Origin of the sequence: Sporosarcina koreensis (genome assembly GCF_000826145.2) — a bacterium.
GTDB lineage: Bacteria > Bacillota > Bacilli > Bacillales_A > Planococcaceae > Sporosarcina > Sporosarcina trichiuri.
Genome location: NZ_LN651335.1, coordinates 32879 through 47332, shown reverse-complemented (window position 1 = coordinate 47332; position 14454 = coordinate 32879). Strand labels below are relative to the sequence as shown.

Genomic DNA, 14454 nt, shown 5'->3' with positions numbered 1-14454 from the left:
AGGGAGTCGGTAAACAGAGAATGACAGCAAGGACCTCCACCGGTGCCAAATAGGCTCGGTCCTTACTGGACTGCTCTCTTTTTCCGGAACGGCCAGCAGAAAACAATCAGGATACCGCCTGCAATCATCGTCAGCAGCGGATGTAACAGAGGGAAGAAGAAAGAGGGATAGGCATGCCACAGGTCGGTGTAATATCCGACTGACGTCGGCGCCAGATGGCCATTCGCCAGCAGTTTCGTTTCAAAGCCATCCCGATCCGCATACCCGAAGTCGGTGCGCGTCACGTCCCCGGCATCACTCACCCTGTAGTAGGTATACTGCAGTTCCTCTTCAGGCACCCATCCGATATGGTCTCCCTCTGCATTTGCGGAAATTGTTTCTTTCGTCCGTTTCAGCGCCAGGACAAACGAAGTCTCGCCCGCCTTCTTATCCTCCACGAGGAAATACGCAATATCTCCGAAATAGCGGTTCAGGCCCTCTTGCTCCGATCGGACGGGGTACGCCGGCAGCCGATCGATTTCTTTTCCGTTCACCTTGACTGCTATATCGGAAAACGACATTTCATTCTCCCACGGGTCTATGTACTCAGGCTTCTCCAATGGCGTTTCGTCAATCGTGATTTCCTGGCCGTTGAACTTGTACAAGGCAGGGGTCGGCGGTTCTCCTTCGGAAATGTCAGTGAACCGGTACTTCCCGTCCATCCGCTGGTCATGGATATATTCGAGCGCCATCGGACCCGCCCAAGGCAGTGAGACTGCCAGCAGCACAATGCCGATGATGAACCCTGTTGCTTTTTTCATTCAATCACTTCCTCATCTAAAGACATGAAATATTGAGGAATTCCTTACTGCCCATCCAGCCGCTTCAGCAGATGGCTGGTGAACGCTTTGAAGTCTTCCAAATGGTTTCTACGATGGATTGAAGGATATTGCTATCGATCACCTGATAATCATGGACAGCAATATTGCGAAAACCGATCATCCGAATCAAATTCTGAGCAAGTTCTTTAGATATAATTTCATTATCCTGCAAAAGTACAAAAGCTTCCCGACTGGCTTTCGGAATTCCTAACCGGTCCTCACTGACAATATGCATTGCCAAATCAATACTAGCTTCACAAGCTCGCTGTATATTCAGGACGATACTATCCTGCTTTGTATAATCCGCCAAATTTGCAGGATTGCCTTCATAAACTTCATGAATACGGGAAGTACACCATTCGATAATAGCCGCCTTATTTAAAATGATGTCTTCATTCACCGTATACACTTCCTCTCTGCTTAATCGCCTCGAGTATGCCTGCTCTCTGCTCATTTAAGACTGCATACATTTTGTAGGCCAACACACGCTGTTTGATGAATTCATCAGTATCACGACAAGATATCTTTATACCTGTGGAGAATATTTGGAAGGCGAGAACTGTATCTGCATCTCGTAAGTTAACGAGATCTACATCGCATCCTGCAATGGCCGCCAACTCATTAGCAAGCATCATACGATCATAGCCAGATAACAACTTTTCACAGTAATAAGCAATATCCAGATCGCTGTCTGTGTGCGCTGTTCCTTTTGCGTAAGAGCCGAAAAGAATGACAAAGGCAGGGTTCACTCGTTCTTCCAAATGAGCCACAACGTATTCAATATTGTCTGGTCCTAACATCCGCTCCCTCTCCTTTCCATCCATCTCCGTCACCCCCGACCTTTCAGAATATCAATGAAATGCTTCAGGATACGGGCAGTCAGTCCCCAAACCGTATAGCCCTCATAGTCGAAGAACCATTCCTCCTGCATGCGGTTCGCCCATTTGTATTTCTTGCCGTTATAGATCTTATCGAACGGGAAATCCGGCAGCGGAGCCGGCTGGACGGGCACCTTGTGAAGGACCGGTTCGTGTGCGAGCAGCCAGTCGAGCGGGATGGCGAACACTTCCTCGACTTCCGCGCGGTTGTAGGAATGGGCGATCTCATGGTAGTCGCAGATGCCGACGAACGGGTAGACGACGAACGACGGGGACGCGATATACGGACTCAGCTTGCCGGCGATCCGGACGGTTTCCGGATCAATGCCGAGTTCCTCATGGGTCTCCCGCAGCGCCGCCGCCATTGGCGAGGCATCCTCCGGGTCGATCCGTCCGCCCGGAAAGCTGATGTCCCCCGGCTGCTTACGCATTGAAAACGCGCGGACTTCGAAGACGACGTGCCACTCTCCTTCGTGCTCAACGAGCGGTATGAGCACCGCTGCGCGGAATGCTGTTTCCTCGCCGATGAACAAAGCATCATTTGCGGCCAGCCGCCGCTCCAATCCGTCGATATCCATCTCCATTGCCCCCTATGCACCGTGTTTCCTTCATCGTATCATTGATTGCCGAAGGCGGAAAGACCGGTCATTTTTCCGGCATGGCCGCCATCGCCTTCCGTTCAAACCCGCTCTCCCGCATAGCGGCGGCCAGGTCCTCACGCAGGGCAGGGATGTCCCGGCCGACCGGCTTCTTGTCCGCAACGACCTGCTGGCCGCCGATGAACACATCCCGGACATTGCCGGCGTTCGCCGAGTAGACGAGCGCCGAATACGGATCGAATATCGGGAACATGTTGACCGACTCCGTCTCGATCAGTACGAGGTCCGCCTGCTTGCCGATTTCGAGGGAGCCGATCGCCTCCAGGAACTCCACAGGCGTCTGGCCATGCTGCTGCCGGAACTGCTCCACCTCGAAATCCATTTCGCTGACATGCATCGTCCACGGCACACCATGGTCCGCCGACAGCCGATCCGCCCGCTGCAGCGATTCGACGGTATTCGTATACGGCGCATGCGGCGCGACCGTGGCCCGGATCCGACCGTGCTTATCCCACTTCGGCATGAACCGTTCCGCATACGCAAGACCGCCGAGCGGTTCCGGCACGTCCACCGTCACCGAATCGATCACCGTTTCCGCCAGTAACGCCCGCGCGTTCATCTCTTCTGCTGCCTGCGCCAGCGCCTCCTCGAAATAATACATATCGAAAAACGCCGTCACCCCGGCGAGCTGCATTTCCGCAATGGCATACTTGCCGCTCGCCGCTGCAAGCGCACTGTCCATGCACTCATTCTCCAGCGGGAACAAAAACCGCCGCAGCCGGTCCGGACAGTCATCCCCGAGCGACCGGAACGGGATCATTCCGATGTGGGTGTGCGTATTCACCATCCCGGGCATGAGGATCGCCCCGCGCGCATCGAGATGGCGGTCATACGCCACATCGGCCGGCAGGTCCTCCATCGGCCCGATGGCGAGGATCTGTTCCTCCGCCAGCACATAGCCATGCCGGTACTCCTCCATCTGTTCGTTCATCGTGAGAATCCATGCATTCGTGATCAGTGTCTTCATGGTCTTCCGCCTTTCCTCTCAGGGAGCCGTCCCAAATGTGCTTTATGTATTATCGTATCATGGATGGACAGGGCGGAGAGAGCCCTGTGTCCGGAGTATCGTAATGTGGCAAGACAATACAGGACTTGATAAAAAACATCTGCAAAAACGCATGAATTGCCTCTGCCATGCGCTTAGGTTTTCCATTTTATTCACCAGCCTGCTGCCTATACGCCGCCTGCACTATTTTCTGTTCACCCAAAAATTCTTTTGCCATCCTGGAATTACAAATAAATTAAACAGCAGTCATCGTCCCGAGAGAAATTCATCATGTTTCACGTGGAACTGCGGATGCTGAGGTTTATGGATACTCAGATGCTCCTTTCTACCCCATAAAACCGCTCCGTCGTTCTGAGCAGCTCCCGGTACACGGTGCCCGCCGGCAGTTGTTTCAGGCCGGCAATCGCCATGACACTTGCATGCAGCATGCGCGGGTCGGTCCGCTGCCCGGTGAACGGGCCTTCGAACGGCCACGGTCCGTCGGTTTCGACCATGAGTTGCGCGAGCGGGACGCGGCGGGCGATGTGCTGGATCTTCGGCCGGTAGACGACTTCCGGTGTGACTGATACGAGCCAGCCGTTCGTGATGATCCGATCGAGCGTGCGGTCGCTGCCTTTGTACCAGTGGAAATGCGCCTGTTCTGCGCTGTGCAGCTCGAGCAGTTCGCAGACAGTCTCGGCATCCTTATAGACGGCATGGAGGGCAATCGGCAGTCCGCAATCCACCGCTTTCCGGATGAACTGCGACAGCACTTCTTCGTAGGGCGTACGGTCGATTGTCGGATCCCCCAGCCGCATGTACCACGGCAGGCCGACTTCCCCGACCGCTGCGATTCTGTGCTGCTCTTCGTCGATCAGCTGCAGCAGGGCGCCGAGCTCCTCTTCTGAAGGCAGCGGCTGTTCGGGATGAAACCCGATTGCCGGACGAATGCGGCTGTCCTGCCGGGCCAGCTCGAGTGTGCGGTGGGCCGATGCAAGATCGGTGGAGACGGCGACGAGCGCCCGGATGTCCGCCTCTTGCAGGCCATCCAGCAGCTTTCTGCGGTCCGCCTCTTCGTACTGATCCAGATGGATGTGTGCGTCGATCACCGGTTCCTTCGTCATTCCAAGCTCACCATCCGATTCTCAAGATATCGTGCATTCCCAAAAAATTCACCCAGCAGCCCATTGACCCGCTCCGCTTCCTCCAGATGCACCCAGTGGGTCGCGTTCTCGAAATAGACGACCCGGCCGTCGTCACAGAAATCGAGACTCCGGAGTGCGAGTCCCCGGCCGAGGAACTGGTCCCCCGCTCCCCAGATGACGAGGACAGGCACCGGCACCCGGAGCGGCGGCTGCGGGGAGAACAGCGTCTTCGCGTTCGCGCGGTACCAGTTGATCATCGACCGGATTGCCCCGGGCTGTGCCCATGCCTGCTTGTAGGCGGCCAGATCCTCCTCCGTGAAGGCGCCCGGACGGCTGCTCGCCTCCAGCATGGCCGCCATCGGCTTGAATCCATCTGCGCTTAGCATCTTCTCCGGCACGCCGCGCAGCTGGAAGAACCCTGCGTATGAACTGCGCAGCAGCTGCAGCGGATGCGTCGCCGTATAGCCCGCCATCGCCGCCTCGTGCGGCGCATTGAGGATAACGAGCCGGTCAACGAGGTCCGGATACCGCCGGGCGACGTTCCACGCGACGATACCGCCCCAGTCATGCCCGACGACTATTGCTTTACCGCGTCCGGATGCCTCGATCAGTCCTGCAACGTCCGCTGCAAGCTCCTCCACCCGGTAGGCGGACACCGGCTCCGGTTTATCGCTCCGGTTATAGCCCCGCTGGTCGGGCGCCCACACTCGGTACCCCTGTTCTGCCAAATAGTCCATCTGCTGATGCCAGCCGTACCAGAATCCCGGGAACCCATGCAGCAGCACAACCAGCTCTCCCTCCACGGATCCCTGCTGGACGACATGGAGGAGGACACCGTTCACGTCGATATACGTATGTTCTCGTGAAGAAGACATGAAAAAACCCTCCTTTATAGGATGAATGAATCCGTTCCGCTGCCTGCATACCGCGGACAGCGCTCTGGTTTCATCTATACCCTGAAAAGGAGGGGTGTATCCGGCCGCCGAGGATAGCGCGCGCCGCGTGGTAACCGCTCAGCGCAGACGACAGCGTTCCCGGGCCGGGAAACGACTGCTCGCCGGCCAGGTAGAAATCCGGCAGCGGCGAGCGCACGCTGTTCGGCTGGAGAATGGCATTCCGCACGGTCAGGGGGAACCCGCCGACCGCCGTCTTGCCGATATAGCGGTCATAGGTCGCCGGTGTTCCCGCGTCCGAGCGATGCACATAGCGCTCGATCGGCATCACGTCTTCGATTGCGGCAAGCATCGCATCCGCCAATGCCCGTTTTTTCTCGGCATATATCTCCTTCGGCCGCCGTTCCCAGCCGCCGGGCTCCGTATGGATGGAACAGGTCATCATGATTTCGCCATTGATCGGTTCACCATGCCCGTCTGCAGACGGCAGGAACGTAACGTACACTGGTCCGTGGCCGCCTGCCTCGTAGACCGGGTGTCCAGCTGCCGGTTGGATCTGCAGCGCGAACGGCAGCGTCCGGCCGGCCAGGTGCTCCTCAGCAAATCGCTCATCCAGCACCGCGTCGATCCGGAACGCCCCCCACGAGAACGCATCGTCCTCCGCATGGCTCGTTCCGATGCCGAACGACACACCCGTGCTGTTAAGGACCACGTCATATAGGTCGCTGCGTTTCCGGGTCACAACCCGCCAGCTCGAATCCTCCCGGATGAGAGACGTCACTGGGGAACTCATCACGACTTCCCCGCCAAGCCCGCGGATCCGGTCTGCCAGCAGCTCACTCAGCTGCCCGAGACCGCCCTCGACGAAGTAGCTGCCCCGCCGGTAAATGTCGAGTGCAAGACTCGCCGGCAGCAGTGCCGCGTGACCGCAATCCGTCTGCGCCGCATCCATCAGCTGCGCATCCAGGAATTGCCGGAACGGCGCATACGACCCGAGTCCGTGGGCGTTCAGCAGATCCCCGACCGTCCAGAGCGCACGGCGGGCGACCGGCAGCAGCCGCGCCGGGTGACGCAGCGCGTACCCCGGCAAGTGGCCGAGATCATACAGCCGGCGCACCGGCAGCGACACGCCCGTCGCCGTCACACCGAACACCGTCCCGCCGATCTGTGACAGCTCCTTCCAGAACGCCAGCACCTCCGCCGCCCTTTCCGGAAACACCCGGGCCAGCTCCGCCTTCCACCGCAGCCGGTCCTGGTACACCGACACCGTCCGATCCGGCAGCACCACATCCATCGGGTGCGCAAGCCGCACCGCGGGCACCTCGATTCCGAGACCGCCGAACAGTCCCGTCAGGAGCCCGCCGTCCTCCAGCCCGAACGCCACCGTCGCCCCCGCCGGAAACCGCCGGTCCTGCCGCACATATGCCCCCGCCGAACCGCCCACCGTCTTCGCCTTCTCCAGCACCGTCACCCGGCACCCCGCCTGCGCCAGAAACGCCCCCGCCGTCAGCCCGCTGATGCCGCCGCCGAGGATGCAGATGGATTGGGTCATGGGATCACTACCTTTCATTGGGTAATAAGTCAGCCTTTCCGTCTGCCAGCTGTTATTTAGATAACCTTCTTTGTCTCTCGTTACTCTCTCTCTGGACTAATGGGTTGAACTACTAAGGAAAACTTACAAGTTCAAAAAACTATTACATTACCTTCGGCATCCCTTCACTTCTATTTATGATACGGTTCCCCCCGCATAATCCGAAATCCCCGGTACACCTGCTCCAGCAGGATCAGCTTCATCAGCTGATGCGGGAACGTCATTTTCGAGAACGACAGCAGCTCATCCGCACGCTTGTACACATCTGCATGCAGGCCGAGTGAGCCGCCGATGACGAAGGTGATTTTGCTTTTGCCGTACGTCATGAGCGACTGCAGGGTGTCGGCGAGCTGTTCGGATGTTTTTTGTTTGCCTTCGATGGCGAGGGCGATGACATGCGCGTCCGGGGAGATTTTCGCGAGGATGCGGTCTCCCTCCTTCTTTTTGACGATGTCCATGTCTGCCTCACTCAGCTGTTCGGGGGCTTTTTCGTCTGCGACTTCGATCAGATCGATTTTCGCATATGCGCCAAGCCGCTTCGTATATTCCTCGATGCCCATCTTCAAGTATTTCTCTTTCAGTTTTCCGACTGTTATGATTGTAATATTCACAGCGTTGTCCACCTTTTTTGAAAAGTTATTCACAATAGTTATGCACATATCCACACAGTCAGCTAGATGTTGTGTCCGATTGTACGTTCGTCACAATATATATTGGGACCTGGTCACAGTAACTGCATGTTGTGGATAACTTGACATCTTTTTTGACAGGTTCCATGGCAGGAAATGTTCCCTCGTTTGCAACGTACTCGTCAAGTGCCCGGTTTATATGGCTTTCACAGCTATAAATATTCAATTCTACCGCCTCTTCCGTATTTTATTTTCCCCACACACTTATGCACAAATTTTCTGTTTTATCCACAAACCCGGTTTTGTTGATAAAAAAAGCAGGCACAATAGCGCTTTCTCTGCTATCGTGCCTGCTGTGGATAACTAAACGGTTTTGGTTATGCACATGTGCATCAGAACGAGTTGCCGTCTTTCAGCACCATGTCAATTGTAACAGGCTTGCCGTCCCGGTACACTTTCATGGTCATCTTGTCGCCGACCCGCTTCTCGTTGTACAGGTGTTTCCGGAGTTCGACCATATTGGTGATCTTCTCCCCATCCATTTCCACTATTGTATCATACTTTTCAACGCCTGCTGTCTGAGCCGGAGTATTCCGGAACACTTCTGTGACAACGACGCCGTCTTTCACATCTTTCGGCAGCTTGAGAACATCCTGCTGCTGGGCCGGTATCGTGCGCAGGTCGAGCAGGGAGACGCCCATCGTCGGCCGGTTCACTTCGCCGGTCTCTTCCAGCTGCTCGATAATTGGCAGCGCCAGATTGATCGGGATGGCGAGGCCGATCCCTTCGACCGTTTCTTCAGAAATCTTCATGGAGTTGATGCCGATCAGCTGGCCCGCCATGTTGATAAGCGCACCGCCGGAGTTGCCGGGGTTGATGGCTGCATCCGTCTGGAGGACATCCGCCTGCCAGTCGATGTTGCCGTCATTGTTCAGGTCCACCGGAATGGAGCGGTCCTTGCCGGAGATGACGCCGACTGTGACGGATCCTGCGAAACCTTCGCCGAGCGGGTTCCCGATCGCGATGACCGATTCTCCTCGCTTCAGTGCATCCGAATCTCCGAACTCAATCGTCGCGCCGATATCTTTCGCGTCAACAGTCACGACAGCGAGGTCCGTCCAGATATCACTGCCGACCAGTTCTCCTTTCAACTTGGTGCCGTCTTCCAGAGAAACTTCCAGTGCATACGCATCCTCGACCACGTGGTGGTTCGTGACGATGTATGCTTTGCCGTTCTCTTTTTTGTACAGGACGCCTGACCCCGTACCGATCGCCTGCGGGGCAGAGGACTGCGGGGCAGAGGACTGCGACCAGAAATCCTGGCCGCTCTGCAGGTTGGTGATACCGACGACTGTGTCGAGTGATTTGCCGACAACGTCCGTGATGTCACTGCTGATGTCGACGCTCACCTGCTGGCTGCTGCCCGGAGTATCCTTGACGGTTCCTGCCGTCTTCTCGACCGTTCCGTCTTTCGTTCCGCCTGTCGCAAACATGAGCAGCCACACGAGCAGGCCGCCAAGTATGGCACCAAATAAGGCAGGCAAAAAGCCGCCTCTCTTCTTGGGCGGTTCAGGGGGCGGCGGCGGGGTCTGCCGTCTGTACACCGGCTCCTCCGGCGATGTCAGCGGCTCGGGGGTGTCCGCCATCCGTTCAGCGTCCGGTTCCGTCGGCCGATGCAGCCGATCCTCTTCTCGTTCTCGATTGTAGTCATCCATGGCACTCGTCCTTTCGATTCAATTGTCTCTTACCACTGTACCCCAATTTGCTGATTTTAAAATGGAATTAGAGGGGGTCTCGGTAATTTAGACGTCAGGGGAGGAGGAATCGTTCCATTAGGGAGAGGAAGTAGGTGAGCAGGCTTGCTCGGATGCCGGGATAGCTTGAGCGTTCTGTCGCCCGCTTGAGCGTTCCGCCGCTCGCTTGAGCGTTTCGCCGCCCGCTTGAGCGCATCGCCGCCTGCTTGAGCGTTCCGCCGCCTGCTTGAGCGCATCGCCGCATCGCCGTCAAAACAAAAACCCCCGCAGCTGCGGGGGTTCCTAATCACACGAGGACGAGATCGGTCGGATTTTCTGCATCGGTATCGTGCAGATGGACATATTCGCCGGTTATGATGCCGCATGTCTGCAGTGTCTGTTCGACGCTCATGCGGGCGAGGTCCTTCATGTTGTTGTCGCGGCTCAGGTGAGACAGGTAGATCTGGGTCTCTTTCTGGCTGATGACGTCGTTCATCGCGATGGCGGCGTCCTCGTTCGAGACGTGGCCGACGTCACTCAGGATCCGGCGTTTGACGCTCCATGGGTAGCGGCCCATCTGCAGCATGCCGACGTCGTGGTTCGATTCGAAGACGAACGAGTCGGCGCTTTTGATGATGCCTTTCATCCGGTCGCTGACATAGCCGGTGTCCGTGATGATCGCGAGTTTCCGGTCCGCTTCATGGAAGACGTAGAACATCGGATCGGCAGCATCATGAGAGACGGCGAACGACTCGACTGACAGGGAGCCGAACGACTGGACGGTTTCCATGTCGAACTGGAACCGCTGATCGAGCGGAATCTCCCCGACCAGGCCGTCCATCGCCTGCCATGTTTTCTGGTTGGCGTAGATCGGAACACCGTGCTTCCGAGCGAGTACGCCGATACCTTTGATGTGATCGCTGTGCTCGTGTGTGACAAAAATTGCATTTATATGTTTCATCGAACGGCCGATTTTCGCAAGCTGTGCTTCGATCCGCTTGGCGGTGAATCCGGCGTCGACCAAGTAAGCGCCCGTGTCATTTTCGATATAGATGGAATTCCCAGTGCTGCCACTGGCAAGAACGCTGAATCGCATAGCTCTTTATCTCCTTACCCGAGCTCCTCTTCGTTATCAAGGGGCTCCTTGTCGAGTTGAAACTCGATGACTTTTCCTTCGTTTGCGTTGAGGAAGTGATGTTCGATTTCCCCATCCTTCAATTTTACTTGAACATCCCAGGTCGGTGCAAATACTTGGGTTTCCGTCAGACGCACGAGCGTGGAATAGCCCATCTTGACATCGGTCACTTCGGATTCCTGTTTCAAAAGTCCTCGTGATGCAAGCGAACCGATGATCTCCAGAGGCGACAGGAGGTCTTTTTTATTGAAGTTCGCAAAGTTCTTCAGCATCCGCTGGTCATACGACTTCAGTTCCTCTTTGTCATCCCAGGAGACCGTCAGCATGGCACTCGGGCTGTAGTAGATCGGCCGGCCGTCGAATTGCTGGAAGAAGACCGCTTGCTGTTCGTCTTCATCCATTGACCACAGGACGTATTCACTGCCGTTCAGGATATATTGCGAAAGGAAGGCTTTGAAGTCATCCTTTTTCGCGTCTTCCAGCGGCAGCTTGTCCGTCAGGCTGGATGTCAGGACGTTATCTCCGGAAATGGATGTCTTCTGGCCCTTCAGATCTTTCAGCGACTCCTTCTTGAAATCCACGATATCTGCTGAAACGAAGGAGGCTTCCTTATCGATGAACGGCGGCAGCTTGTACTTGATCTTTTCCTGTTTCAGAATTTCCTCCATCGACGTCTTCCCCATCACTTCCACGTTCTGAATGTCCGCATTGCGGTTCAGATAAAGAGAATAGAGGAAGACGTTAAGGATTGAAAAGACAATGATGAAGATGGTTTTGGTTTTACTCCAGTCCAAGAAGGCCGCCTCCCTTCCGCGCCTGCACGTCCTTGAAGACTTCCCAATTCCCTTTGATGTAGTAGAACCAGTATGGCTCAAGCCTCATGACGCCTGTTTCCGTATCATGGAACATGAGATAACCCGGTTTGATTTCTTCAAGGCCGGTGGCATCAAGTTCATCGGATTCCTGCAGAACCTTCGCTACTTCTGTAGCAGCGGGCAGTGTCTTCTTATAAGTCTTAATAGGCGAATTCAATGTGTAGTACGGCCGGATATATTGATGGATCCGGTTATCCCCGAGGATTTCTGTGATCTCCGTTTCATTCGGGATATCGCTGAACACCGGCAGGCCGCCGTCATACAGCTGGAACTGGATATAGCGGGATACCGGGTTCATATAGGAATAGCGGTAGTCGTCGGTCCAGCCATTGTGGTCATTGACAAATTCGATGGATGTACTCATCAGTTCCGACGGGATGGCCAGCTCCTGACTGTCCGGCGGGTAGACGAACCGCAGCACTTTGGTCTTCGTATTGACGTTCATGAACGCATGGTCATCCCCATATTCCTCGGTATTCGTATCGATGAGATTACGCCTAACTGCATTCGGGTCGTTGAAGAGTGCGTCCTTGAACAGGGACGGGTTTATCTCCTCCACAATGTAGGTCGCGTGGTCCAGTTCCAGCGGTTCGTCCGCCACCGTCAGGGTTCTCGTCTCATCCACCGGCACTTCCTTGTAGCGGCCGAGCTGTTTTCCTTTTTTGATGATGGACTTCTGGAATTGCTGGGTATCCTCCATCTTCACTTTCGCCTTGTAGTGAGTTTTGCTCACCGTACTGACAAAGTGGATTTCCGGGAGGCTGTCTTCAGGGTTCCAATTGACGATAAGCCGGTTGAACAGTACTTCCGGTACGTTCTTGTCCTCGATTTCCAGGACGTCCTTATAGACGCCGATCGGCACTTCCCCCGGATAATAGAGTACGTACTGGTTGCTGCGTTTCAGAAGGGCATCCAGTTCAGCTGGCGTCATCTGCTGGTCGACAGCGGTCATCCCGAACATCTTCCACCTCATCATTTCAGACAGGACCGGCTCGATATCCTGAGGATCCGTCGTACCGAGCAGGTCGTCTTCCCCTAGCTTGAACACCCATTTGTACGGAAGCACGATATCTGACACCGGCCGTTTATCCGTTACATTTGTAACGGACCCCTCGACCGCCTGGTTCGAATCGATTGTTTTGAATTTCGGCGCATACGACCAGATCGAGAATGTGAAGGTGATGCTGAGTATGACGAGCAGCAGCAGCACTACGGACTTGATCGCTTCGATATGTCTCATACATCCCACTCCCCATCATCATGCTGTTCGTATGGCAGGGTGAAGAAGATCGTCGTGCCTTCCCCTTCCACACTGTGCGCCCAGATCTTGCCGCCGTGGGCATTGATCATCTCTTTGGCGATCGCGAGGCCGAGGCCGGTACCGCCCATCGCCCGGGAGCGCGCTTTGTCCGCCCGGTAGAACCGGTCGAAGATGCGGTTGACGTTCGATGGCGGAATGCCCATCCCTTCGTCCGAGATGCTGATCCGGATCTCGCCTTCGAGAACCGCCACATGGAAGCGGACGATGCCGCCGTCCGGCGAATACTTCAAGGCGTTCGAGATGATATTGTCGATGACCTGCGTCAGTTTGTCCGTATCGATCTCGACGAACAGGTCGTCCGGCGGAATGATGCGCCGGAAGCTGACATTCTCGGACTTCGAGAATTCAAATCGATCGATGATCGAGGTGAAGAACGTATTGAAGTCGACCCATTCGGTATTCAGCTCGTATTCGTTGCTGTCCATCCGGGAGAGCTTGAGCAGATCGTTGACGAGGCGGATCATCCGCTCCGTTTCCGTCTGAGTGACATTCAGGAAAGCCGGCGCGATATCTTCATTTTTCCAGGCACCGTCCGCCAATGCTTCCAGATAACTCCGCATCGTCGTCAATGGTGTCCGCAACTCATGCGAGACGTTCGAGACGAACTCGCGGCGCTCCATGTCGATCTTCTCCTGTTCCGTATTGTCGTGCAGCACGATGATCAGTCCGTTAACGAACCCCGTTTCGCGCTGGGTGACAGAGAACGTAGCACGCAGGATGGAAGGTTCCGTCTCCGTGCTGAAATCGAGCGGTATGGACTCGCGCATTTCGATCAGATCTTCGAAGGAGTACTCCTTCTCGATGCCGAGCAGGTTCGTGATCGGCCGGTTCAAGACGAGATCACTCGTCATCCCGAGCATGCCGAGTGCCGAATCGTTGATGAGGCTGACACGTCCTTTGCGGTCCGTCGAGATGACGCCGTCCGTCATGTTTTCAAGGACCGAGGCGAGCTTCCGCCGCTCGGCTTCTGTCGTCGACTGTGACTCGAGCAGCTGGTTCGTCAGATGGTTGAACGCAATGGCGAGCTGCCCCATCTCATCGTTCCCGTATACCTTTACTTTACGGGAGAAGTTCCCTTTCGCCATCGCCTGCGCCTGACGTCTCATATCGGAGATCGGCCGTGTGAACGTCTGGGCGATGAAGATGCCGATGATAATCGTGATGGTGAGGGAGACGGCGGCGCCGCCCGCAAGGATCCGGTTGATTTGATCGATCTGGGTGAACACGTTCTCGATATTTGACTCGACATAGAGGGCGCCGATCACTTCCATGCCGTCCATGATCGGGAATGCCTGGATCATGACCCGTTTCTCCGTACTCTTATCAAATCGCGTGACCGGCTGGGATGGAGTTTCCGAGATGATCGTCCGTTTGACAGTATCATCGGTCGACTTACGCCCGACGAGCGATTTTTGATGGTCGTATACGGAAGAAGCCAGTATCCTGTACTTCGAATCGACGACAAGGACTTCGTTGATATCATTCGAACTGAAGCCTGTCAGGACGGTCCGCAGGCTTGACTCCTGGGATGGATCATCTGCTGTCCGTTCCTTCAGCATCTCTTCCCTCACGCTGAACTCCACCAGGTTGATGCGGTCCTGAATGGAGTTTGTGAAATTCTCCTTTAATGTTGACTCCAGACCGCTTGAGAAGTACAGGCCGATGATCTGCAGCGCCAGCAGGATGAGCATGACGTAGATCAGGATGAACTTCACATGGATGGAGTTGAAGAATCCTGTTTTCCGCATGG

General features: G+C 55.6%; 14 protein-coding genes and 1 pseudogene. All 15 read right to left on the bottom strand.

Translation table 11 applies throughout. The annotated features are described in order from the left end of the window. Positions 1-62 precede the first annotated feature (62 nt). The 15 genes and pseudogenes from BN1190_RS01770 to walK all read right to left on the bottom strand — a co-directional run bounded on the left by BN1190_RS01770 (position 63) and on the right by walK (position 14452). A complete protein-coding gene (locus BN1190_RS01770) occupies positions 63-800 on the bottom strand; it encodes a hypothetical protein (protein WP_040285323.1) in 738 nt (245 codons plus the stop codon). Positions 801-844: 44 nt separating this feature from the next. After that, positions 845-1260, bottom strand: a pseudogene (gene hepT / locus BN1190_RS01765) (type VII toxin-antitoxin system HepT family RNase toxin). Next, positions 1253-1660: a type VII toxin-antitoxin system MntA family adenylyltransferase antitoxin gene (gene mntA / locus BN1190_RS01760; protein WP_040285632.1), complete on the bottom strand. Its 408-nt coding sequence runs from the start codon at positions 1658-1660 to the stop codon at positions 1253-1255. Before mntA ends, hepT begins: the two are co-directional and overlap by 8 nt. A 29-nt stretch (positions 1661-1689) precedes the next feature. Next, positions 1690-2316 carry an NUDIX hydrolase gene (locus tag BN1190_RS01755; protein WP_040285322.1) on the bottom strand — a complete coding sequence of 209 codons (627 nt, stop codon included), beginning with the start codon at positions 2314-2316 and terminating at the stop codon, positions 1690-1692. Positions 2317-2383: 67 nt separating this feature from the next. Continuing rightward, positions 2384-3364, bottom strand: coding sequence for an amidohydrolase family protein (locus BN1190_RS01750; protein WP_040285321.1), 981 nt, complete (start codon positions 3362-3364; stop codon positions 2384-2386). 350 nt (positions 3365-3714) lie between these two features. Next, on the bottom strand, positions 3715-4506 hold the full coding sequence (locus BN1190_RS01745) for a TatD family hydrolase (RefSeq protein ID WP_040285320.1): 792 nt from the start codon (positions 4504-4506) through the stop codon (positions 3715-3717). Continuing rightward, positions 4503-5402, bottom strand: a complete 900-nt coding sequence (locus BN1190_RS01740; RefSeq protein WP_040285319.1) for an alpha/beta fold hydrolase — start codon at positions 5400-5402, stop codon at positions 4503-4505. Before BN1190_RS01740 ends, BN1190_RS01745 begins: the two co-directional genes overlap by 4 nt. A 70-nt stretch (positions 5403-5472) precedes the next feature. Next, positions 5473-6972: a phytoene desaturase family protein gene (locus BN1190_RS01735; RefSeq protein WP_052461643.1), complete on the bottom strand. Its 1500-nt coding sequence runs from the start codon at positions 6970-6972 to the stop codon at positions 5473-5475. Positions 6973-7142: 170 nt separating this feature from the next. Continuing rightward, on the bottom strand, positions 7143-7622 hold the full coding sequence (gene rlmH, locus BN1190_RS01730) for a 23S rRNA (pseudouridine(1915)-N(3))-methyltransferase RlmH (protein WP_040285317.1): 480 nt from the start codon (positions 7620-7622) through the stop codon (positions 7143-7145). Between the two features lie 58 nt (positions 7623-7680). Continuing rightward, positions 7681-7866: a CxxH/CxxC protein gene (locus BN1190_RS01725; RefSeq protein WP_082023229.1), complete on the bottom strand. Its 186-nt coding sequence runs from the start codon at positions 7864-7866 to the stop codon at positions 7681-7683. Positions 7867-8032: 166 nt separating this feature from the next. Next, positions 8033-9355 (bottom strand): S1C family serine protease, encoded by a 1323-nt coding sequence (locus tag BN1190_RS01720; RefSeq protein WP_082023228.1) that lies wholly within the window; start codon positions 9353-9355, stop codon positions 8033-8035. Positions 9356-9680: 325 nt separating this feature from the next. Then, positions 9681-10469, bottom strand: coding sequence for an MBL fold metallo-hydrolase (locus BN1190_RS01715; protein ID WP_040285316.1), 789 nt, complete (start codon positions 10467-10469; stop codon positions 9681-9683). A gap of 14 nt (positions 10470-10483) precedes the next feature. After that, positions 10484-11302 (bottom strand): two-component system regulatory protein YycI, encoded by an 819-nt coding sequence (locus tag BN1190_RS01710; protein ID WP_040285315.1) that lies wholly within the window; start codon positions 11300-11302, stop codon positions 10484-10486. Beyond that, a complete protein-coding gene (locus BN1190_RS01705; protein WP_040285314.1) occupies positions 11289-12623 on the bottom strand; it encodes a YycH family regulatory protein in 1335 nt (444 codons plus the stop codon). The genes BN1190_RS01710 and BN1190_RS01705 overlap by 14 nt, the downstream gene beginning before the upstream one ends. Beyond that, positions 12620-14452 carry a cell wall metabolism sensor histidine kinase WalK gene (gene walK / locus BN1190_RS01700; protein ID WP_040285313.1) on the bottom strand — a complete coding sequence of 611 codons (1833 nt, stop codon included), beginning with the start codon at positions 14450-14452 and terminating at the stop codon, positions 12620-12622. The genes BN1190_RS01705 and walK overlap by 4 nt, the downstream gene beginning before the upstream one ends. Positions 14453-14454 lie beyond the last annotated feature (2 nt).